The organism is Capnocytophaga sp. oral taxon 864 (assembly GCF_002998835.1).
Taxonomy (GTDB): Bacteria; Bacteroidota; Bacteroidia; order Flavobacteriales; family Flavobacteriaceae; genus Capnocytophaga; species Capnocytophaga ochracea.
On record NZ_CP027232.1, the window covers coordinates 1559593 to 1583391 of the forward strand.

The window sequence follows — 23799 nt, forward strand, 5'->3', positions numbered from 1 at the left end:
GATAAGAGGTAATTAGTATCCTTGATTTTGTTGCCAATTGCCGTTGGCGTAACGAATTTCTTCGTGGGGTATGGGGAATACTTCGTTTTTATTGGCAGTAAAGCCTTGTATTTCGGTACCTTTTCCGGTGCGGACTAAGTCGAAAAAGCGCAAGCCTTCACCTAAGAACTCTACACGGCGTTCTTTCCATATTGCTTCGGTAAGGGCAGTACCCGAAACCGTAATATTGTGATTTTCATTGCCAAAGGCACGTTTGCGCACTTGGTTGAGATAGTCACGAGCACGTTCATCGCTGATATTACCACGGTTGAGCGCTTCGGCAGCCATTAAGAGCACATCGGCATAGCGAATGGCACGATAGTTATTAGGGTTGGTAAGGTTTTGGTCGGGGCTATTGAGGTCACCTTTGCGAGCAATATATTTTCTATTGAAATAGCCTGTATGCTTGTAACCTTCGGCATAAGTAGCATTGTTAGCGGCTGCCCACGCTACGATATCCAAGATAGCAACATCTTTGCGGAGGTCGCCTGCTTCAAAAGCATCGACAGCTTCTTGCACAGGCACATTGAAACTATAGCCAGAATCGAACACAGGGCCGTTGTAGTTGCGGATACTGTTAAACCCTACCGCTACATTCCCTTTGCTACATTGCAAACAGTCGAAGCTCGCACCTTCAGCATCGGTGTATTGTATCTCGAATACTGATTCAGCACCATTTTCACCTTCTTTTTCAAAGATAGAAGCATAGTCGGTTACAAGAGAATAGGTATTGCTATGTATCACAGTTTCTAATACTTGAGCAGCTTCGGCAAACTTGTTTTGGTATAAATATACCTTGCCGAGGAGGGCTTGAGCCGCACCTTTGGTAGCACGCCCTACTTGACCGTCGGGGGGTGTTGTAGGCAAGTGAGGAATGGCAGCCAAAAGGTCTTTCTCAATAGAAGCATAGACCTCACTCACAGGAGAACGAGGTATTTTTTGTTCGTCGCCACGCTCAAAGCGTTTGTTTTCTTTAAGAGGAATTGCTCCGAACCATTTCACGAGTTCAAAATTGTAATAAGCGTGAAGGAAATGTGTTTCGGCAATGATCACCTCTTTGCCCTCAAAGGCTGTTTTGTTTTGGAATTCCAAGATATAAGCCGTGCGGTTTACACCGGCAAACATCCAGTCCCAAAGGTTTTTGAGTTGTGCATTGACAGGAGTATGAATCATCTGGTCTATTTGCTGAAAGCCTATTACATCCGATGCTCCTTCCCCTCCGCAAAGGGTATTATCGGAAGCAATTTCGCCCATCAATACATTTATATACGTAGAATGCAACAAGTTGTAGGATGCAATCAGCGCATTTTGGTAATCTTCTTTAGAATTGAAGTAACTTTCGGAATTTATCTCGTACTGTTTGGTTTTGTCGAGAAAATCATCGGAACAAGCAAGGGCAAAGGCGAGGAGCATTAGCCCTACTGTCCATTTTTGTATGTGGTGTATCGTTTTCATTTGTTTGTATGGGTTTTAGAATGATGTATTAAATCCTAAGATAAACTGACGAGCTTGTGGATAAAAGCCGTAATCTATACCTCCACCAATGGCATCGCCAGAGGTAGCTGAGGGGTCATAACCTTTGTACTTAGTAAACGTAAAGGCGTTGTTTACTGAAAAGTACACGCGGAAGCTCTTCATCTTCACACTCTCCAATACCGATGCAGGAATCGAATAGCCCAACTGTATATTCTGAACGCGCAAGAATGAGGCGTCTTCTACAAAGAAACTTGAGAATAAATTATTGGTAGTCGCCCCTGTGGTTACACGAGGCACGCTGTTGCTGGTGCCCTCACCACGCCAACGGTCAAGATATAAACGCTGACGGTTTACGTTAGGTTGTGAACGCTCGTAGTTGCGCACCATCTCTTTATCGAGCTCGGCATACATATAGGTCGAGAAATCAAAGTTTTTATACTTAGCATTGAGGTTCAAGCCCATATAGTAAGTGGCGGTAGGCTTACCCAAATAAGTACGGTCTTTAAAATCGATTACTCCGTCGCCATTCACATCTTTATACCTGATGTCGCCAGGTTTGGCAGGAGCCCCTAAGGCGAGTTGTGAAGGGTGTGCATCTACCTCAGCTTGGTTTTGGAAAATTCCATCGGCTTGCAAACCGTAGAAGTAACCAATAGGTTGACCCACTTCCATACGTGCAGGCGCTAACTGACCGACGCTGAAAGCCCCTCCTTCTGGAATCACATCACCATTGATTGATACCACTTTGCCGTCTAAACGGGTAATGTTGTAGTTAAAGCCCCAAGAGAAAGGTCTTGTTACATCACTTCTATAACCTAAGGCTACCTCAAAGCCCTTATTTTGAGTATTACCAGCGTTCACGGTGGGGTTTGATGCTCCTGGTGCAGCCGTCCCTATAATACCTGAGACAGGAAAATTAGAAATGAGCAAATCGTTGCGGTTTTCTATAAAGTAATCAAATACTAACGACAAACGGTTCTTCAAGGTATTGAAATCAAAACCAACGTCTAACTTTTCAGCTACTTCCCATTTAGCACTTGGGTTGGGCAATTTGCCTACAGCTTTTCCACGCACTATCTGTCCGTTGAACACGTACACAGCTTCCCCGTTTAAAATCGCCTTATAAAGGTTTTTACCGGCATTGTTACCTAACGTACCGTAACTACCGCGCAATTTGAGGAAGTCTATCCATTTGCTGTCTTTCAAGAAGCCTTCATCGGATACTTTCCAACCTGCTGTTACTGATGAAAACAAGTCGGCGCGGTTGTCTTTCGGGAAGTCTGAAGAAGCATCACGCCTAAGCATCGCCGATAGCAAGTATTTGCTCTTAAAATCGTATTGCAATCTACCAAAAAAAGAGGTAAGACGCGAATCGTTCATATACGAGTTATCAGTTTTGCTATTGTTCGTACCTGTAGTAAGCCCTATATCGGCAAAATCCCAAGAGTTATTAGGCACATCGTAACCCGTAGCGCTGAGTCCACTGCCCCAGTTCCGTTGCGCACTGGTTCCCACAGTGAGTGAAGTGTTGTGGTTTTTCCAGAAAGTTTTGTTATAAGTAGCAAAAGTCTCCCACGTATAGGCGTGCGTTTCGTTCTTTTCCTGAGTTACCGTACTGCGACTGCGGTTAAAGATTTTGCCTGTACCAAAAAAGCTCAGAGGTTGAAAATCTTTCTTCTCATCACTATACGTTTTAAACCCAATACGCGAAGTGAGGTCTAAGCCTTCTATGAGATTATAGCTCAACTGGAAATTCCCCTCCAATCCATTGCCGTCATACTGATTATAGGTATTGTCTATTTGTGCTAAAGGGTTAATCACCTCATTGCCCAAAAAGCCCGTTAAATCCTCATCGTGCAAACCGTAAGTAGGCGAGAAGTTCAAAGCGTTGAAAAGCACTGCTCCCAAGCCGTTTTCCTCAATGGTTTTGCGCTTGTTGTTGTAATAATTGGCAGTGAAGTTCATCTTAAGTTTTGGTGAAATATCAGCTCCCAAACTCACTTTCACGTTATTGCGTTTAAAGTTGGATTTTTCAGGGGCTACAATACCGTCTTGGGTAAGATGTGATGCCCCTAAGTAATAACTAAATTTCTCACCTCCACCCGAGATACTAGCTGTCATATCTGAAATAACAGAATTCTTAAACACCTCGTCTTGCCAATCAATGCCTTTGCCTAAAGAAGCCAAATTGCCAAAGGGCAACGCCTGTCCGTTGGCAGCATAACTCTCGTTGAGCAAGGCAGCATACTCGGTAGCGTTCATATAATCCAACTTTTTGGTAGTTTGTTGGATACCACTGTACGAGCTAATTTTCACTTCCAAAGGCGTATTTTTGCGTCCACCTTTAGTAGTTACGAGCACTACCCCATTCGCTCCTTTGATACCGTAGATAGCCGCTTGAGCGTCTTTCAGTACGGTAAGACTCTCAATATCCTCGGGATTGATACTGTTCAGTGCCCCTTCGTAACCGTCGATAATTACCAAAGGCTCGTTGCTACCGTTAGAACTCACTCCGCGAATGAGAATGTTTATCTTCCCTCCAGGTGAGCCCGAAGCCTTGTTTACGCTCACCCCTGAGGTAGTACCTTGTAGGGCAGTAGCCGCATCCACAGGCTTTAGTTCGGTAATGGTTTTAGCATCTACTACTGATACCGAACCTGTTACGTCCTTTACCTTTTGAGTTCCATACCCGATAACTACCACTTCGCCGAGGGTTTGGGTATCTTCTTTCAAGGTAACGTTCAGCGCATTGCCATTGTTCACAGTGATTTCTTGAGTGATGTAACCCACATACGAAAACACCAGAACCTGACCTCTCTTCACATTGTCTAAGGCAAAATTCCCTTCGAAATCGGTAGAGACCCCGTGGGTAGTGCCTTTTACAACCACCGAAACCCCCATCATCGGACTGTTAGGAGCTTCTTTCACATTTCCTTTTATGTTATAAGTTTGTGCCACTGCCAAACTCGTACATAAAAATAGCAACATTGGTAAAATAAATACTTTCATCTGAATTGCTCTTTTTAAATGGTATGTTAATGTATTATATTAGGTTTAAACTGTTTCTAACTTGCTCTTTTCTTCCCTTTACTTTCGCTTCTCTACCTATTACTGATATTACTGGTATTGTTGTATTGTATTATTAATCAACTATTTATACACCCCTTCTATACCAATCGTCCAAGATTCGTATAAGCTTCCTATAAGCTCTCTATAAGCTAAGTCCATCATTCATATAGTAAAAATCCCTCTCTTTTTTGGGATAAAGTTAAGAATAATTTTCGTGCGCTTTCGTTCTTCCATTCCCAGTGGTAACTTTTGATAAGTTTTATCTCAAAAATGATAAATTACAGCCTTAATTTCAAAACAACAAATCACCTTTTTCAGTTGCTTTTTCCTACTCTCTCTAAATTTATACTTTTCAATCAGTATTATTGGCATTATTGGTATTAACTCGGTATTACTTTCTCTTTCCTTTATTTCTCTTTCAATCACGCAACAAAGATAAACGCAATTATTCAACACACAAAATATTTTACCTATACAAAAAATATACAAGAAGTATTTTTAACGTAAATGTATAGTTGCTATTAACGAGAATTACAAAACAAACCATTGTAAATCTTACATTTAAACTTATATGCAAAAAATCGATGTAAAGGTAACAACAAATAAAAAACACCTCTTAAAAAGAGGTGTTGTATAGGTAATGTATATATTTTTTTAAGAAAATCAATTTATGTTTTCTACTCGCTCGTACAACTCACATCTGCCTATGTGGCTCGCACTATTAATCATTAACCATTAATCATTAATTTAGAGCTTTAGAATATAGTCAGTAAGGTTCTGGTTGCGCTCTAAACGCATCTTTTTACGCAAGCGGTAGCGCTTTATCTCTATACTTTGGGTAGAGATGTTCAGTAGTGGAGCAATTTCTTTACTCGAAAGGTTCAAACGCAGGTAAATACACAGTTTGATGTCATTAGGAGTAAGGTCAGGGTGAAGTGATTTAAGCCGATTAAGGAAGTCGCGGTCAGTTTGATTAAAGATTTCTTTAAAATGCTCCCAGTCACCTTCGCTGTTAATATTATCTTCCACAATATGCAATACGTGTTTGCTATTGCCACTATTCAAAAGTGCCTCTTTGATGCTCATCAGCAGTTCATTCTTGCGCACGATGTTCATCGTAGTCACCGCCAGCTCGCGGTTCTTGCTCTCCACTTCACTCTGGAGCTTATCGTTTTGGAGTTTCATTACTGTGCGGTCATTTTCCAGTTGCAATAGGGCGAGTTCTTTCTCCTTTTCTTGTTCTACTTTCTTCTTATGACGCTTGTAATGAACTCTATACACTCGGTGAATTATAAAAAGCAAAAGCAGTAAGAGTCCTATATAGGTAGCTATCATCACATTAGTGGCATACCAAGGTTTTTCTATTACAAAGTGAAAAGTAGCCGTATTGGTCGAAACAGCATTTCCCACTCTGGCTCTTACCAAAAAGGTATAATCACCCGCAGGCAGATTATCAAACTGCACACTTGCCTCCTTGCTCCAGTCGCTCCAGTGCTCGTAAAGTCCTTCCAATTTATATTGATATACAGTTTGAAACATCGCATTATAGGCAGGTACACTATAGCTAAAACGCAGATTGTTTTGGTTATGTGCCCAGCGGTTATCAGTACTATTAAGAGCAATAGGTTGCCATACGCCTTCCACTTTGCTTTTATCTATATGGTCTATATGCACCTCATAAGCGGTATGGTGCGACGGATTAAACACAAAATCCATAAAGCCGGTGCTCGTACCTAAAAGGCAATCACCTTCTCGGTACTCATTGAGGTTCTCAAACCCTACCAAATCCTTGCGAAAAGTAGCCGAGAGAGGCATCTTTTTCAGCTGAAGCGCCTTGTCTAACTTACCCTGACTCACCTTCACTATATTGTATTGGGTAAAAAACCACAATCCGTCCTCTTTGCCCTGTAACATAGTGCCCGATAAGTAGGCATCTTGGTCGAATAGCCGATGGGTAAGGCTTTCATCTTGCACAAACTTACGTGCGGTAATATCATATTTAAACAAGCCTTTTTCAGTAAAATACCAAATCTCATTGCGGTATTTAGCAATCGCCGACTTGCGTCCCATTGGAGCAGAAGTCTCTTTGTGCACTTGGAGTACTCTGGTAAAATCAGGGGAGAGTTGCAACCGGAACACGCCTTTGTACTCGTGGCTTACCAATAGTTCAGTAGGCGAAATAAACTCAAAAAACCTACTCGATACGTTGAATCCTGTTATCTTATTGCGATATTGCCAACGCCCTTCTTTCAGTTCCAAAAGGTATAAACCTTCATAATTACCTTGCAAGAGCCAATTAGGGTGTCCTTCCACAGGTTTAATATCCCAAGTACCCAAAAGATTACAAACCAACTGTGCACGATGGTTGTTTATCACAAACGTACCTGAATTGTGCCCACAAAACAAAGTGCCTTGTAGTTCTTTCAGTTGCCACACTTGCCCTTTAGTACCTTCAACCAACTGAAATGGCTGACCTGCTTTCAAAGGAAAAGGCGCATAAAAAAGCCCCTGATTGGTACCCAAATACAAATCACCTTGGTAAACAATAGAGGTATAAACAGCTCCTAACACTCCTTCGTTATCTTTATACTGGCGGAAAGGCGAAAAGAAATTCACCATACTAATGCCATTGTCTAAGCCTAACCACACATTGTGTTCTTTGTCCTCGAAGATAGAAAGCACTGTGTTGTTTTGCAAGCCTTGTTTCTGATGAAGGTGCTCCCACAGTTGTCCTTCTGGCGATAATCGGTATACACCATTGGCAATCGTCCCCAGCAAGATAGAACCGTCAGAGAGTTGTTCGCAACTATAGATATTTAAAGAAGAAGTAAGCGCTCCAGTACTCACTTGCCAAGGTCTCACCTCAGCAGGTGTTCCTTCGTAAATGCCTTTGTCTTGGGTAACAAATAGAAACTTACCTTTATATGGGAAGATATTAATAACAATATGCTCGCGGAAAAGAGATGCTTCCGAACGCAACTCCTCTTTACCATTCACAAGAGCAAAAAGCCCCTCATTCATCTTTTGAAAGAAGATATGCTCGCCCACTTTGAAGATTTTAGGTAGGTTGTTTTGCGAATGCACAATGTGAAAGCGGTCGTGCTGAGAGTCGTAAATATAAAGTTTGTGCAACGACTGGAAGAGCACCCAATGGTCAAAAAAAACAATTTTCCATACCTCTTCATCTTCTATATCCTTAGGTGGCAAGCGTTTACTTAGTGAAGTATATTGCAAACGGTTGAAAGCATCTGCTTGCCAATAACCAAATTCAGCAAAACCTCCCGTATAGATAGTGTTACCTTTGGCGTTTACGGCGCGCACTATCGCCCCATTGGGCAAGGGGTAATGTTGCCATACCACCCCATTGAACTCCAACAGACCTATATTGTTAGCAAAATATATCTTTTGATTTATCGCTTGACATATTTTCCAATTCTGACTCTCACCCAAGTATACCGAAGGAGCGTAGTTATAGATAGGTGGCAATAACTGAGCGTGTATCGTCCCTACAAACCACCCCATCAAAACACACAAAAAAACACGCATACGCATAAGGTATTAAAGTTTAGTTGCTGGCAAAGATAACTATTTTATTTTGAATATTCCAAAAAACATCCTCTATTTTCAATGAAAGTCTCTTTTCGCTTATTTCTCCCTCATCATTCGTCTCTGACTTGGTATTATTGGCATTTTTGGTATTATCGTATTAAAATTGTTATTCTTTATTTTTAGTCATTAATCAAACAAAGGGCGATGTTCACACATCGCCCTTTGTTAAAACCCAATTTTCAAAACACTGTTAGTAATAAACTTCTGGTTAGGTTAGATATAAGATAATGCTGGGCTTTACCTTTTATCTTTTTTACTGCACCTTAAAATTCAGTTTCTTTAATCCCTCCTGCACTTCGGGGCAACTCATAAACAGTTTCCATACGAAGCCTGTGCGGTGGTTTTCTATCATCGGGGCAATAGTAAGCTGGTCGATTGCTAAATAACGCTTAGGATACCATACCGCTTGCTCGCTGAAAGCGTCGTAAAAGCCGTATTTACCCCAAATAGTATCGCCCAAATCGTAATAGAAATGCTTGAGCGCAGCCATTGATTCTTGAGGGGTATAAGGGAAACTGGAAAGGGCGGCAGTAGGCACGATTACCCCTAAATCGTTACTAGGGCTGTGGGCTGAGTACCCTTTTACTGAATAACTGGCGGTAAGTCCCCAGCAGTTCGCCCCATAACCTTTATAACCTTTGGGGTTTTCTAGGCAATATTTGTAGTTGATAAGGGTGTGATTGCGATTCAAATCCCAGTAATTGGCATAATCATCACTGAGTCCTTTGGGGTTCAACCCTATGTACGAATAATGCGCCCAAAATAGCGGACCTCCGTATTGTTCTGCTCCGTTGTGCTTGAGAATAAGTGGCAAATTGTAAGTTACCTGAGAGCTTTTAATAGCTCCTCCGCGTGCCCAACCGTTGTGATAAGCCGAAGCAGGAATGGTGTGGGTTGGTGAAGAAGCTGCCAAAATATAGGTAATCAGGCACTCGTTATAACCTTTCAGAGGAAAATTCATCTGCCAAGCATAATCGGGACTCCAATGCCAATAGAGCACATCTTGTCCGTTTAGGTACCAATCCCATTCCATTTCGCGCCATAATTTATCAATACGCTGGGCTAAGGCTTTTTCGGTATCGTTGCCATCTTTGAAATACTGACGTACACAAAGCAATCCTTGCATCAAGAAAGCGCTTTCCACAAGGTCACCCCCGTTGTCTTTCTGTCCAAAAGGCTTGGTCTTACCCGTACGCCCGTCTATCCAATGCGACCATACACCGTGATAACGGTCGGCTTTCTCCAAGAAAGTTACGATTTTTGTAAATCTTTCTACCGCTTGTGCACGAGGGATAAAACCGCGCTCTACACCCACCAATAGCCCTGCAATCCCAAAGCCCGAACCTCCCGTAGTGATGATATGAGCATCATCGGAAGGCACATCTATATGATTGCGCTCAGGGGCTAACCCCGAATTAGGTTCGGCACCATCCCACATATAGTTGAGGTGCGAACGCTGAATATAATCCAAGAAAGCATCGTCGGAAGCAAATTCCATCGGACGGTTCTTTTCAACAGGTGGTTTAGGAGTAGGCGTATTACCGCCTTTCTTACTGTCCTTACTGCAACTGCACGACGCGCAGAATGCAATAAGAAGCACAAAAAGTGTTCTGTTTATCTGTTTGAAATGCTTCATATTTTGTATATTTTTCTATTTTAACATCAATTCAATATAATATTAATACTGATTTACAGTTATATTTATATTGCAATCTGTGCAATCTAGTAACATCAGCTACTTATCTCCCCGCTAGCGCGAGCTTGTAGCTCGTGCTCCTATCCATCACTAATTTCCCCCTTTAAACGGAAGTCTGCGAGAGCGGAGTATGTGAGAAGAGAGAGGTTTCTTTTGATTTTCCGTCACTACATTCCCCCTTTGAAGGGGGGCTAGGGGGATGTTTATACAATACTAAGAGGATATTTTCATCATATTTCCTTCGACATTCGTCTCTCGTCATTCGTCATTTCTTTCTTTTTTCCGTCACACTCCCCCCTATTGCCTATGGCCTAAGGCCTATCACCTATTCCTCTTTCTTTCGCCTCGAAACCCCGTTTTTGCCATTTTTTATATCGCTGTATTATACTATGAGTCAACTACTTATACACCCTTTCTATACCAATCGTCCAAGATTCGTATAAGCTTCCTATAAGCTCTCTATAAGCTAACCCCACCCTCCTTACAGCTTTTTTTCGCTAAAATTTCTCCCTCCCTTCTTCCGAATTACTCCGTTTCCTTCCGATAGCTCAGATATGTCACTTTTAAGGATATACACTTTGCCAAAGTTTGAAACTTTGGCAAAGTTGAATAAACTGATAATATTTTCTAATTTCCTCATTTGCTAATTTCCTCATTTGCTTTACCTAAAACTCCATTCTAAAAAGTCTTTGGTGTTAAAAGCAGGATGCCAAGCGTTGTGATTAGCTCCGTAGAACTCTATGTATTCTACTTTCTTTCCAGTGCTTTTCAACGCCTCATAGGCTTCGCGCGAGTAAGTCACCGGTATCACATCGTCAATATCACCGTGATAGAAACGGAATTTTGTTTTCCCTTTGAACTCGCGCATACGCTCTATATTAGTCGCCCCACATATCGAGACAGCTTTGGCAAAGGTATCAGGAAAGCGATACACCATATCCAAAGTAGCAATCGCACCCATCGAAATGCCCATAATGTACACCCGCTTAGGGTCGATAGGATATGTAGCCAAAGTCTCGTCTAAAAGTTCCTTCACCAACCGCAAATGACTGGTAATAGGAGTGTCCTTTGGCAGAGGATTACCGCTTTTGTAACCTTGGTCAGGGCGCTTTTCAAGCGACCAATACGCCTCCTCAGGGCACTGAGGAAAGAGCACAAAGCAAGGATACTTTTCTCGGTTTGCAGGATTGCTAAACACTGTGCCCCCATTGCGCAACTGACTCTCATTATCGTTCCCTCTTTCGCCAGCTCCGTGCAAGAAGAGCACCAAAGGGTATTTCTTGCCTTTCTCCATTTTTTTAGGTTGAAGAAAGCGATAAGGCATACTATTCTTTTGCTTATCCACATATACGCCTTTGGTATACGCCTCATTCTGAGCACTGATACTGATGCTGTAAAGAAAGATGATAAAAATTATTAAATATCTATTTTTCACTCGCTAATGTTTTTATTTGAACATCATTAATAGGTTCATTAAAGAAATAAAACTGGTCTAACTGACCTTTGTAGAATCCTGCCCATCCTTGTGCACCTGCCCCAGTGGTGAGCGGAGGAGTAGTTTGAAAAGGAAGCGTTCCTATTACAAGAGTACCTAAGTTGGGGCACGCTATGCCTCCCAAAGTCTTAAATTCTTGCGAATGCACCTCTGCTCCATTCCGAAAAATAGTAAACTTACCTGTGGTAGCATCATAACGAAAGACCAAATGTACCCATTTGCCTAATGTTTCTGGGATTACCTTATCTACCCAACCATCTTTGGTACCGTTGCTCAAATGCAGTTTAAAACGTCCATTGGTTTGAGTAGAATTACCTGGTTCCATAAATAGGTCTATATAACTCCAAAAGCCTTTGTTATTGGTTAAAGAAAATAATCCTGTTGCCTTAGTAGGTTTTTCGGCATTCATCCAAAAAGCGATAGAAAAACTACCTAAGTTACTCAATACATCGTGCAACGATTTATCACCATTAAGTGGAGTAGTAGGAGGCGTGATAAGTATATAGCTATTATCAGCTCCTTGATAAGCTTTCTTTACTTTTCCTTTTGTATAAGAAGCATTTCCTACTACCTGAGTAGTTGCTTTATACACACTCATATCCTCACTATTATCTTCAAAAGTAAAAGCCAATTTAGGCTTTACATAGTCTAAGATAGGAGGTTGCTTGGGATAATCAAACGCAGGGTCTTGGTCTAAGTCTTGGAAACAGCTGGTAAAAGCTGTCAGACTCACCATAAAACTGATATATAATACATATTTTTTCATTGTAGTAAATTTTAGATTTTTAACTTAGCCAAAGTTTGAAATTTTGGCTAAGTTTAGACCTGTTATCTCAATTAATAATTAGGGTTTTGTACAAGTACACCGTTAGAACGGTCTATCTGTGTTTGTGGTAAAGGGAACAAACGATGTTTTACTTGATAAGAGGCTTTACCTGCATTATGAAGAGTTTCTACATCTATATTCCAACGTACTAAGTCATAAAAGCGGTCAAACTCCATACCCAGTTCTACACGGCGCTCGTGACGAATAGCCTTACGCAAATCACTTTGATTGGTGGTAGTAACGGCAGGAAGCACGGGGGTGCTACTAGTTCGTCTTGCACGGGCGCGCACTTGTTCCAAGTAGGTAAGGGCTTCGGTGCTGTTACCAAGCTCATTAGCTGCTTCGGCAGCCATTAAGAGTACATCTGAATAACGAATAAGGCGAATATTGAACCAATAACCAAACTTGCTATTGGTGCGACGCAAAGCAGGATCAGTATATACTTTCTTGTTATAATACTTATTCACTACATCATTATTAGCAATAGGTTTTTCGCCATAGGGTGTATTAGGCTGCATAGCGTTGGCTTCTGCTATATTTTTAGCAAAATAAAGCAAGGTTTCATCTTTGCGAGGGTCACCTGCTTCAAAAGCATCGGCTAAGTATTGAGTAGGACAGTTGAAACCCCAACCGAAATCCCATTGTCCAGAACCGCGTACTCCTTGTACTTGGGCAAAAGTACTTCCTACTTGTTCTGCTCCGTATGCCTTATCAAAAGTGCATTGCAATTCAAAAATAGAACCGGGTCCATTCTCGCCTGTCTCACGGAAAATCTTATTGTAATCGGCACTTAGATTATACAATCCTGAGTTAATTACATCTACAGAAGCGGTATACATTTCTTGCCAATTACTACGCATCATATAGGTGCGAGCGTGCAGGGCGCGAGCAGCTCCCCAAGTAAGGCGTCCTACAAAAGTAGTAGGCCACATTCGTGGTAAATCGCGCTCAGCAATAGCGAGGTCAGCATCAATTTGTGCGTAAATGTTTTCTACTGATGCTTTTGGTTTATTGGCTTCATCTCTACTTTTCACCGAGAAGTTAATAAGAGGTACTTCACCAAAGGCGCGCACCAAATTGAAAAAAGCATAAGCACGGAAGAAATGAGCTTCTCCTCTATTGACTTTATCTGTTTCTGCCAAAGAGGCTTGATTAGCATTATTAATCTTGTCAATTACGGTATTGGCTGCGAAAATCAATTGGTAATTTCCGTCGTAATACTGTGATACAAGAGCATTGGTAGCTACGTAATTGAATTCGTCTACATTCTTAGAATCAGCTGAGTCTCCTGCGTTAGAGCCTTTTTCGGCATCTTCACTACGGAAGCTGTGTACCGCCAAAGCTGGCAATCCTGACGTGATAGAAGAAGCTCGTATTTTACCATACATCCCGAATACTTCGGCTTCATAAGTACCAGCTGCTCCTTTTTGTTCTCCTTCATACCATTCGCCTTGAGGCTCTTGGTCGAACTTGTTGCAATGGGTGAAGAGGGCAATACTTGTTGCCATTAATCCTATTGCTATAATATGGTTTATATTCTTTTTCATAATTGTTAATTAAAAAGTGATATTTACACCGTAAGTAATAATCATTGGCATAGGATAAGTACCCGTATCGATACCGAAAGATAAGGCACTACCTCCTATTTCGGGAACATACCCTGTATTTTTATGCCAAGTTTTGAGGTTTTGCATATTGGCATAGAAGCGCAATTTCTGTACTCTTAGACGTTGTAATACGTCTTGTGGCAAGCTATAGCCTAACTGCACGTTGCGCAAGCGGAAAAAGCTACCATCTTCTATATAGTATGAAGAGTTCATACGATTGATGGGGCGACTGTTATCTACAATAGGTTCCCAGTTAGAAGTACCTTCGCCGTGCCAACGGTTCAAGCGGTGTGCTTGGTAGTTAAGGGTCGCATAACCACTTTCGCCCCAACCGCGATAGATTTCGTTGCCATAAGCTCCCATAAACTCTGCTGAAAGGTCAAAGCCTTTGTAGCCGAGATTGAGACTGAAACCATAGGTAAGGTCTGGGGTAGGATTACCTATCATCTCACGGTCTTTGGTGTCTATCACGCCATCACCGTTGAGATCGGCAAATTTAAGGTCACCAGGTTTAGCTCCAAAAGAATTTACTGGAGAATTGGCAATGTCCTGATAATTTTGATATACACCAATCACTCTGTAGCCGTAAAAATGACCAATAGGATAACCTTCCAAGCTACGCGCTACGTCGTTTGGACCACTATAAACAGCATACTCAGCATTACGACCTAATGAAAGCACTTTGTTATCAATAGTGGTAATATTGGCACTTACACCATAACTAAATCCGCTTTCTTTGAGTTGGTCTTGCCAAGAGGCTGAAATTTCCCAACCTTTATTCTCTATCTCTCCGAGGTTCTCCAAAGAGTTTTGTGTACCTGCAAGGCTAGGCAGATTTACAATAAGGTCTTTGGTTTTCTTGTGATAGTAAACAGGCTCTACACTGAGGCGATTGCCCAAGAAACGGAACTCGGCACCGGCTTCCCACGCATAGGTCTTTTCCCAACCTAAGTTTTGTACTAAATAGGCAGGTACATAGCCTGTAATAATACGGTCGCCAAAAACAGCACTACTTGAACTTACTAATCTAGGGTAAAGAGGATAGTCATTGCCTGTGTTTTGGTTACCTAGCACACCCCAAGAACCTTTTAGTTTGAGGTAATCTACTACTTTTTGGTTTTTCATAAAGGCTTCTTCACTGAGTACCCAACCTGCGCCAAAGGAGTAGAAGTTGTCCCACGTATTACCCAAGCGATGAAATACTGAAGCTCCATCACGGCGATAAGAAGCGTTGAGCAAATAACGATTGTCGTAATTATAAAGAGCTCTAAGAAGGTAAGACATCGTGAAGCGTCTGTTTTGTGAAGAACCATTAGAAGAATTCTTAGCTCCAAAAGAAGAAAGCCACCATTTATCGGTATTGCCGTTAGGAGAAAAGATAATATCGTCCATATGCTGACTACGCGCTCCATTTAACTTAGAATATTCTTTATAATCAGTAGTGAGCCCTGTCATTGCATTGAGGTTGTGTTTCCCCCATTGCTTTTTAAATGAAAGTATGTAATCTTGCTGAGTGCGCAAAGTGGTTGCCTTAGATTGTGAAAGGGTTTCATACTGCCCTCCTATGTGTTTTTTATCGCGAGTTAAAGGACTATACACATAGGTAAGAGGGTCAAATTTGCGTTCTTCGTGCACGTTATAATCGGCGGAGAAAGTGGCTTTGAAAGTAAAGTCTTTCAAGAACTTCAATTCTCCATAGATGTTCCCTGTTAAACGGTGAATAGAAGCTTTGGCATTATTAGCTTGTTCTTCTACACGTATCATAGGATTGTATACCTGTGCATTTTGGAAGTTAGGCATATCGTAAAACAAACCTGTATTTTCATCTTTCACAGGGGCAATAGGAACCGCTTTGAGCGCTGCTTCTACACCACGCCCGTCAGCAGGTAGGATACGTGAGCCGTTGGCTTGGAAACCAAAACGCAAAAAGTCGGTTACGTTGTAATCGCTACTGAGGTTGAGGGTAAGTTTGGAGAGCTTTTCGTGCTTGATAGAACCTTCTTCATCGGTATAACCTGCCCCCATATAAAAGCGTCCTTTCTCGCCTGAGCTAGCTACGCTCACGTTATGATTGGACACCCACGCACGGCGGAAGATTTCATCTTGCCAATCGGTATTAGCTTGCCAATGGGTATAATCAAACGGATTGGCGCCTTTATTGGCTAACTCTTCGTCATAAAGAGTTTTAAAGCCTTCGGCATCAGTCATTGCAACACGGTCGTTGATGACTTTTAATCCTACGGAAGAATTGATATTTACGACTGTTTGTCCTTTTTTGGCTTTCTTGGTGGTAATAATAATCACCCCATTGGCACCACGAACCCCAAAGATTGCGAGAGACGAGGGGTCTTTAAGGATTTCCATAGACTCGATATCCTGCGGGTTGAGGTAGTTGATATTATCGGTAAAGAGCCCATCGACTACATATAGAGGTGTATAGCCGTTGATAGAGTTTGTACCGCGGATACGTATTTCGGGGTCTTGCCCTGCACGCCCTGTATTAACGATTTGCACCCCAGCTACCTTCCCTTGGATAGAGGCTAAGGGGTTGGTAGACGGACGGTCAGCAAATTCATCGGTTTTAAGACTGACAATAGAGCCTGTAAGGTCTCGTTTCTGAGCTGCCCCATACCCAATCACTACTACTTCTTTGAGCTCTTGGGTATTTTCTCTTAAAGTAACATTAATGCGGGAGCGTCCTGCTACTTTTACATTTTGGGTCTGCATACCTACGAAGCTGACTTCTAAGACGGCATTGGAGGGCACATTGGGAAGTGTATAGTGCCCTTCGAAGTCGGTAGAAGTACCCTGGGTAGTACCCTTTACAATTACGTTTGCTCCTGGAATGGGGTTTTTAGTCCCTTCTTCATAAACGGTACCTTGTACGGTAATTTGCTGAGCGTGCAGGGTAACGGTTAGAGAAAACATCAGGAAGAAAAACAATATTTTCTTTATTTCCATATGTTGTTGATTTTTTTCACCGCAAAATTGCTAAAAGTTTCTTTTGTCTCCAAAAAAAGAGCTACGTCAAAACTACTACAATGAAAAATTAACGAAATGACGTACTACGTCAAAAGTACTACAAAGAAATGCAATATTTTGATTGTTAGATATTTTTGAGAGTAAAAAAGTGAGGGAATTAGAAAATGATAGAATTAGAAAATTAGAAAATAGGTAGTGATAAAAAAGGTTTTTTGACAGATCTGGCTTGTCGAGCAAATCGGACTGGTTAGGATTTTCGGAAGGAAACGAAGAAGAGCGGAAGAGGAGAGGGAGGTTTTTTGATGAAAAAAGGCTGTAAGGAGGGTGGGGCTAGCTTATAGAGAGCTTATAGGAAGCTTATACGAATCTTGGACGATTGGTATAGAAAGGGTATATAAGTAGTTGACTCATAGTATAATACAGCGACACAAAAAATGGTAAAAACAGGGTTTCGAGGCGAAAGAAAGAGGAATCCTCACCCCGTCCCTCTCCCAAGGAGAGGGGGAATGTGGTGACGGAAAGGAGAAGGGATAATTAGGGAATTAGCAAATTAGAAAATTAGTAAATGGGGAAGTGTGAGGTCTTAGCCCATAGGCACTAGGGGGAATATGACGGAAAGAGGAAGAAATGACGAAGGACGAGGGGCGAATGACGGAGGTAATAGGGGGAATGTAGCGACGGAAAGGAGAAGGTAAAGCGAAGGTAGGAGAGAGATGTAGTGAACAATTTAGCAAAAAAGAAGAGGTAAGAATGCTATGGCAATTCTTACCTCTTTTTATTATAGTTCAATACAATTAAAATATCGCAGAGAACAATTTAGGATTGATATTTAGGCTGCACCAGAACCAGTCTTGGTAACCGCGTTGGTTAGCAGTACCTTTGAGGGCTTTAGTACCATCGTTAGCAAAATAAGTAGAGTAACCTACTTGCAATCCTATAAAAGGTTGTACTTTTAAGTTGTACACCAAGTCGATTTCACTACCGAGACTACTGTGCTTCTTATCAGTTTCGAACTTGGCAGCGGGTGCAAAGAAGTGATAAGTAGCGCTGAGGTTGCTCTTCTCACCAGTGCGTACATTGGCAGTGAGATACGGATTGAGCAAACCCACAGAAGGGGTGAAACCTACATAGTAATAATCCATAAAACCGTAGAACTTGTGGTTGGTACCGCTGAATGGATTGAATTTCTTATCTTTAGAATTGTCATCAGAAGCATTGCCACTGAGGTAGTCTACACCAGCGGTTAAGCCAAAGATAGGAGAGAACTTATAGCCTGCGTTCACTGCAAACATATAAGCACTCTTTTCAGTTCCTCCTGCATTTTTACCAGTTTGCAAATAAGCCGAAGCTCCATAGCTCAACTGGTTACTTTTGCCAGTGTAGTGCGCACCGAAAGTTTGCATATTTTGGTCAGCACTATCATTAGTACGGTAACCTAAGTTAGCAAACAAGAGCGACAATTGGTGTGCTTCACTGATGCTATAGTGCGCGTGAAGAGCTTGCAAGTGTTGATAATCCTGACCCAATCCTGGAGTAAAATTCTGTCCGCTAGGAGTATTTACATTTAGAGTAGGGGTCGTGGTACTTCCCGATTGGTTATAAGCAAAGAAACCGCGAAGTGTCCACTTTTCAGAAGGTGTCCAATTGAGGTTCACTGCATCGTGGCTACGTCCAGCAGGGTGCCAATCGAGAGAGCCGAAAATACGGTCGTCGTCCAACGCAATCACTTGTCTACCTACTTTTGCGCTAAGGGTATTCACAAGAGGGAATTCGGCGTAAGCCTCGAAAACCGACATACCGCCTGTTTTATCGACGGCTTGTACTTGTTGCGCTTGCCCCCAAACGTTCACGTTTTGAAGAGAAACGTACAAATGTAGACGGTCGCTATGCTTATAGTCGAAGTTTAAGCGCACGCGGTTGTTGGTGAGGATAGCAGGCGATTCACCTTCTACTAAAGGACGATATGCCCCATTGCGGTACTCGAAACGCGGACGAATTTGTGCTGATAGCGTGAACTCGTTATCGGCAGGTGGCGGAGGAGGTGGCGTCATCATCTCTTCCATAGGAGGTTGAGGAGGAGGAACACCTTCATTAGGGGCAGGAGGATTTTCTACCTGCGCAGTTGCTAAAGTGGGGTACAAAACGAAAGCGGTACCCAAAGCAAAAAATGATAATAAATGTTTTTTCATTGGTATAGTGTTTTTAAAATGTTTTACGTTTAAAATAGGTTAAAATGCTGAAAATAAGACATAAGAGCAGAGTTTCTTATTTAGAATAACAATAAAATAAGGATATATCTTTATTTTCTTTTACAAATGTAAGGAAACTATTTTACATTTGCAACGAAAAGCAACGAAAAAAATATTTTTTATATAATGGCGACAACAGATAACAACACCCCATCTACTAAAAAAGGACGATGGTTTCGTTTCTTAATTCCCTCGTTAGTAGGGATACTGATAGGGCTTTGTGGATACAAATTTTATATATCCAAAGCATATACCTATCTGTCTGACGACCCTAAGGCGTGTGTGAACTGCCATATTATGGAGCCTGAGTACGCTACGTGGATGCACTCTTCGCACGGTCGCAATACTATGTGTAACGATTGTCACGTGCCTCACGACAACGTTTTTCGCAAATATTATTTTAAAGCGAACGACGGTCTGCGTCACGCCACAATGTTCACCTTCCGTATGGAACCACAAGTGATTAAGATGCACTCTCCAGGGCAAAGAGTAGTACAAGAAAATTGTATTCGTTGCCACAGCACCCTTGTAAGCGAAGTGCAAGCAGGCAAGGTAACTGCTGAAATGGCACACGCCGATAATGGCAAATTGTGCTGGGATTGCCACCGCGAAGTACCTCACAGTCGTGTGAGAGGGCTTAATGCTGCTCCTCATTCGCCTGTGCCTATTGTGGACAATATGCCGAGCAACACTCCCGATTGGCTTGACAAAATGGTGAAAAACAGAGAAAAATCAAATAATTAAAAAAAACGAAATATAATTTATACAGCGATGAAAAAGAAACATTGGTTAATTGCAGGTTTATTAGCAGTGGTTACCTTTTTATTAGGTCTATTGGCTAATTCGATAATGAACAGATCAACAGAAGCTCAGTTAATAGCTAGAGGTGGTAATAACCTTAAAGAGGGTGAATGCCGCAACGAGCTTTACGAACCGTTCTATCCTCGTGAATACGCTTCGTGGGCAGCTACTGTCGACACTACTTTCCGCTCTAAGTATATGAGTAGTCAAGATGATGATTTGCTCGCTTTGCGCCCCGAAATGGTAATCCTTTGGGCTGGTTATTCTTTCTCTAAGGAATACAACGCTCCACGCGGACATATGCACGCTATTGAAGACGTTACTAAAATCCTCCGTACTGGTGCCCCTACCGATTCTACCCACTCCCCTCAACCAGGTACTTGCTGGACTTGTAAAAGCCCTGATGTGCCTCGCTTAATTAAAGAAGTAGGTGCTGAAACTTATTACAGCGCTCCTTGGGATCAATGGGGTAGCCAAATCGTAAATCCTATCGGTTGTGCTACTTGCCACGATACTAAAACTATGAAATTGCAAGTAAGCCAATTGGCTTTACAAGAAGCCTTCAAACGTCAAGGTCGCGATATCAATAAAGCTACTCATCAAGAGATGCGTTCTCTTGTGTGTGCGCAATGCCACGTAGAGTACTACTTCAAAGGTGATAAAAAATATCTTACTTTCCCTTGGGATAAAGGTATGACTGTTGAAAAGATGGAAGAGTACTACGATGCAGAAGGTTGGACTGACTATGTACACCCACTTAGCCGTACTCCTATCCTCAAAGCACAACACCCCGACTATGAACTTTCTCAACTCGGTATTCACGGACAACGCGGCGTTTCTTGTGCCGATTGCCATATGCCTTACAAAACTGATGGCGCTGTGAAATTTACTGATCACCAAATCAGCAGTCCATTGCGTAACGTGTCTGCAAGTTGCCAAACTTGTCACCGCCAAAGTGAAGAAGAATTGGTGAAAAACGTATACGATCGCCAAGATGCTGTATATGGTATGCGTATGAAACTCGAAAAACAATTAGCAAAAGTACACTTTAAAGCTAAATTCTTGTGGGATAACGGTGCTACTGAAGAACAAATGAAACCTACTTTGGCACTTATCCGCAAATCACAATGGCGTTGGGATATGGTACACTCTTCACACGGTGCCGCTTTCCACGCTCCTATCGAATCTGAACGCCTCCTTAGCGATGGTCTTATCTATGCTTATCAAGCTGAAAATAATTTAGATGTGCTTAAAGAAAAACTAAACATCAAAACAGCTTTCGTAATGCCTGATATCAGCACTAAAGCTAAAGCCCAAAAAGAAATCGGTCTAGATATTCCTAAAGAAGAAGCTGCTAAGAAAAGATTCTTGGAAACTATCGTCCCTAAATGGATTAAAGAAGCTAAAGAAAAAGGACGCTTAGTAACCCAAAAGTAATTTAACGAATTACGAATGACAAATGACGAGTAGGGGCGAATTACATTCGCCCCTATTTCTTACCTCTTATCTCTTACCTAACTATGAAACAATATCCCTTCGCTATTCTCGTAGCGTGCTTATCCCTTATCATAGGGCTGATACTACAACTTACCTTAGGAAGTATCAGCAAAAGCTGGTTTAGCTTTCCTTACAATGTAATAGGAGGCTTTGCCTTTGTGGTACTCACTACAGCTGTATATTTTATTTTTAGAAAAACGAATTTCATCGTGCGCTTTTCATCAGCGCCTTTTGCTATTGTTACGGTCGTAACCCTTGGGGTACTCACCATTGGTTTGGGGAGCATCAACGTAAATCCTCAAGAGGTAGCTCATAGCTTTGTGGGCAAATTGGGCTTAGACGACCTTACCAAAACTTGGTACTTTGGTATTATCTTCGTATTGGCACTGATGAACCTTTGGTTTTCTATCCTCAAACGCTCGATGGTCTACCAACGTAAAAACATACCTTTCCTCCTCAACCACTTTGGCTTATGGCTTACAATGTTCGCTGGCGTATTAGGTCAGGGAGATATTATACGTCTGAAAATGAACCTCTATAAGGATAAACTCGAATGGCACGCTACTACCGATGATAATCGCGTAGTACAACTTCCTATCGCTATGGAAATCAAAGAGTTTAGTATCGATATCTACCCTAATAAACTATTTGTTATCGATAGCACAGGCTCAGCACTACCTCACGAAAAACCTATAGGCTTTATGCTGGAGAAAGAAGGTGACTATGCAACCCTGCTGAACTGGAAAATCACCCTTCACCAATATCTTGAAAAAGCTATTCCCGATACCGATAGTACCTACATCAATCACACGATGTGGGGCGCGACCAATGCGGCTAAGGTAACCGTAGAAGACCTTCGTACTCATAAAAAGAAAACCGATTGGATTTCTGCAGGTAACTTCCAATTCTCACCCCGTGCCATTCATTTAGACGATGAGCATACCTTGGTAATGGCTCCTGCCGAAGCACGCAAATTCCAATCTGAGGTATTAGTATACCAAAAAGGAAAACAAGAAGTTTTAGAAGAAAAAATAGAGGTGAATCACCCTATCAGTGTAGACGGTTGGCGTATTTACCAATTGAGTTATGACGAGCGTATGGGACGCTGGTCAGAGCTTAGTGTGGTAGAACTCATTTCCGACCCTTGGTTACCTGTCGTTTATGTAGGAATTTTCTTACTACTTGCTGGCGGTATTGCTCTACTCTTTGAAGTAAAAACTAAAACAGCTAACAAGTAACAGCTAACGCTGTTGTTAATTATTAATTGTCAATTGTTAATTAAAAATGTGGCATTATTTTAATCTTATAACATATATTACAGTAGCTTTGTGGCTACTTTCAGGTACGCTTATCTACAGCAAGAGCAAAGCACTTAGAGGAGTGAGTATTGTAGCTCACTTAGTAGCTACCTTAACCATAGGAGGTTTTATTGTTGCCTTATGGCAAAACTTAGACCGTCCGCCATTGCGCACACTTGCCGAAACGCGTATTTGGTATGCCTTTTTTATGGGACTCATAGGCTGTGCTATCTATTGGCTCTATCGCCAAAAGTGGATGCTTAGCTATTCAGCAGTAATGGGTATTGTATTTATAGTGCTTACCTACACTCACCCCGATACGATGAACAAAGCCCTGATGCCTGCCTTACAGAGCGTGTGGTTCATTCCACACGTAATCGTGTATATCTTTGCTTATGCGATGTTGGGTATGGCTTCACTTACTGCTTTCTATGGTATTTATCGCTATAAAAAAGGAAAAGAAGTACAATCAATCTTTACTGTCATCGACCAACTCGTAAAAATAGGCTATGTATTTCTCACCTTTGGATTGCTTTTTGGAGCCCTTTGGGCAAAAGAAGCGTGGGGACACTATTGGACGTGGGACCCTAAAGAAACTTGGGCGTTTATCACTTGGCTCGGCTATTTGGTATATCTCCACCACAAGTACAATCACAAAGAAAAGAAACCTTTTCAGAGTTTTATCATTGTAGGGCTCGCATTCATACTGTTGCTCATCTGTTGGTTTGGCGTTAACTACTTGCCAACGGCACAAATGAGTGTACATACCTATTCAGGATAAATAATAAAAAAAGCTGTTAAGCGAGGGGCTTAACAGCTTTTTTACTTGTTGTGCTACGATTTTTGCTGAAAGTTATAACTGCCCGTGTAGCTTACACCTCCCCATTTACTAATTTTCTAATTTGTTAATTCCCTAATTATCCCTCCTCTTTTCCGTCATACTCCCCCCTAGTGCCTATTGCCTAAGGCCTAGTGCCTTTTCTCTTTCTTTCGCCTCGAAACCCTCTTTTTACCATTTTTAGCGCTGTTGTATCACAGTATGAATCAACTACTTATACACTCTTTCTATACCAATCGTCCAAGATTCGTATAAGCTTCCTATAAGCTCTCTATAAGCTAACCCCACCCTCCTAACACCCTTTTTTCACCAATTTT

The 23799-nt window shown here is 41.7% G+C and carries 13 protein-coding genes; 4 read left to right on the top strand and 9 right to left on the bottom strand.

Features of this window, described 5'->3' with window-relative positions:
* Window positions 1–12: 12 nt before the first annotated feature.
* The 9 genes from C3V44_RS06935 to C3V44_RS06980 form a co-directional block, all read right to left on the bottom strand.
* A complete protein-coding gene (locus tag C3V44_RS06935) occupies window positions 13–1494 on the bottom strand; it encodes a RagB/SusD family nutrient uptake outer membrane protein (RefSeq protein WP_106095975.1) in 1482 nt (493 codons plus the stop codon).
* Between the two features lie 15 nt (window positions 1495–1509).
* Complete coding sequence (locus tag C3V44_RS06940) at window positions 1510–4524, bottom strand: TonB-dependent receptor (protein WP_106095976.1); 3015 nt, start codon at window positions 4522–4524, stop codon at window positions 1510–1512.
* A gap of 807 nt (window positions 4525–5331) precedes the next feature.
* Window positions 5332–8136, bottom strand: coding sequence for a triple tyrosine motif-containing protein (locus C3V44_RS06945; RefSeq protein ID WP_106095977.1), 2805 nt, complete (start codon window positions 8134–8136; stop codon window positions 5332–5334).
* A 310-nt stretch (window positions 8137–8446) separates the two neighbouring features.
* Window positions 8447–9829 carry a glucoamylase family protein gene (locus C3V44_RS06950; protein WP_106095978.1) on the bottom strand — a complete coding sequence of 461 codons (1383 nt, stop codon included), beginning with the start codon at window positions 9827–9829 and terminating at the stop codon, window positions 8447–8449.
* A gap of 721 nt (window positions 9830–10550) precedes the next feature.
* On the bottom strand, window positions 10551–11324 hold the full coding sequence (locus tag C3V44_RS06955; protein ID WP_106095979.1) for a prolyl oligopeptidase family serine peptidase: 774 nt from the start codon (window positions 11322–11324) through the stop codon (window positions 10551–10553).
* Window positions 11314–12150, bottom strand: a complete 837-nt coding sequence (locus C3V44_RS06960) for a LamG domain-containing protein (RefSeq protein WP_106095980.1) — start codon at window positions 12148–12150, stop codon at window positions 11314–11316. Before C3V44_RS06960 ends, C3V44_RS06955 begins: the two co-directional genes overlap by 11 nt.
* A 71-nt stretch (window positions 12151–12221) precedes the next feature.
* Complete coding sequence (locus tag C3V44_RS06965; RefSeq protein ID WP_106095981.1) at window positions 12222–13757, bottom strand: RagB/SusD family nutrient uptake outer membrane protein; 1536 nt, start codon at window positions 13755–13757, stop codon at window positions 12222–12224.
* Between the two features lie 9 nt (window positions 13758–13766).
* Window positions 13767–16778 carry a TonB-dependent receptor gene (locus tag C3V44_RS06970; RefSeq protein WP_106095982.1) on the bottom strand — a complete coding sequence of 1004 codons (3012 nt, stop codon included), beginning with the start codon at window positions 16776–16778 and terminating at the stop codon, window positions 13767–13769.
* Between the two features lie 815 nt (window positions 16779–17593).
* Complete coding sequence (locus C3V44_RS06980; RefSeq protein WP_106095983.1) at window positions 17594–18988, bottom strand: alginate export family protein; 1395 nt, start codon at window positions 18986–18988, stop codon at window positions 17594–17596.
* Window positions 18989–19174: 186 nt separating this feature from the next.
* Here C3V44_RS06980 and nrfH point away from each other — a divergent pair, with 186 nt between their 5' ends.
* The 4 genes from nrfH to ccsA all read left to right on the top strand — a co-directional run bounded on the left by nrfH (window position 19175) and on the right by ccsA (window position 23425).
* On the top strand, window positions 19175–19792 hold the full coding sequence (gene nrfH, locus C3V44_RS06985; protein WP_106095984.1) for a cytochrome c nitrite reductase small subunit: 618 nt from the start codon (window positions 19175–19177) through the stop codon (window positions 19790–19792).
* A gap of 27 nt (window positions 19793–19819) precedes the next feature.
* Window positions 19820–21286, top strand: a complete 1467-nt coding sequence (gene nrfA, locus C3V44_RS06990) for an ammonia-forming cytochrome c nitrite reductase (RefSeq protein ID WP_106095985.1) — start codon at window positions 19820–19822, stop codon at window positions 21284–21286.
* Window positions 21287–21369: 83 nt separating this feature from the next.
* Window positions 21370–22584, top strand: a complete 1215-nt coding sequence (locus tag C3V44_RS06995) for a cytochrome c biogenesis protein ResB (protein ID WP_106095986.1) — start codon at window positions 21370–21372, stop codon at window positions 22582–22584.
* A gap of 46 nt (window positions 22585–22630) precedes the next feature.
* Window positions 22631–23425, top strand: coding sequence for a cytochrome c biogenesis protein CcsA (gene ccsA / locus C3V44_RS07000; protein ID WP_053581532.1), 795 nt, complete (start codon window positions 22631–22633; stop codon window positions 23423–23425).
* Window positions 23426–23799: the final 374 nt, after the last annotated feature.

What these genes read in the sequence shown, in the direction of transcription:
- C3V44_RS06935 (WP_106095975.1), bottom strand. Translation starts at nt 1,494, where the DNA reads ATGAAAACGATACACCACATACAAAAATGGACAGTAGGGCTAATGCTC.
- C3V44_RS06940 (WP_106095976.1), bottom strand. Translation starts at nt 4,524, where the DNA reads ATGAAAGTATTTATTTTACCAATGTTGCTATTTTTATGTACGAGTTTG.
- C3V44_RS06945 (WP_106095977.1), bottom strand. Translation starts at nt 8,136, where the DNA reads ATGCGTATGCGTGTTTTTTTGTGTGTTTTGATGGGGTGGTTTGTAGGG.
- C3V44_RS06950 (WP_106095978.1), bottom strand. Translation starts at nt 9,829, where the DNA reads ATGAAGCATTTCAAACAGATAAACAGAACACTTTTTGTGCTTCTTATT.
- C3V44_RS06960 (WP_106095980.1), bottom strand. Translation starts at nt 12,150, where the DNA reads ATGAAAAAATATGTATTATATATCAGTTTTATGGTGAGTCTGACAGCT.
- C3V44_RS06965 (WP_106095981.1), bottom strand. Translation starts at nt 13,757, where the DNA reads ATGAAAAAGAATATAAACCATATTATAGCAATAGGATTAATGGCAACA.
- C3V44_RS06970 (WP_106095982.1), bottom strand. Translation starts at nt 16,778, where the DNA reads ATGGAAATAAAGAAAATATTGTTTTTCTTCCTGATGTTTTCTCTAACC.
- C3V44_RS06980 (WP_106095983.1), bottom strand. Translation starts at nt 18,988, where the DNA reads ATGAAAAAACATTTATTATCATTTTTTGCTTTGGGTACCGCTTTCGTT.
- nrfH (WP_106095984.1), top strand. Translation starts at nt 19,175, where the DNA reads ATGGCGACAACAGATAACAACACCCCATCTACTAAAAAAGGACGATGG.
- nrfA (WP_106095985.1), top strand. Translation starts at nt 19,820, where the DNA reads ATGAAAAAGAAACATTGGTTAATTGCAGGTTTATTAGCAGTGGTTACC.
- C3V44_RS06995 (WP_106095986.1), top strand. Translation starts at nt 21,370, where the DNA reads ATGAAACAATATCCCTTCGCTATTCTCGTAGCGTGCTTATCCCTTATC.
- ccsA (WP_053581532.1), top strand. Translation starts at nt 22,631, where the DNA reads ATGTGGCATTATTTTAATCTTATAACATATATTACAGTAGCTTTGTGG.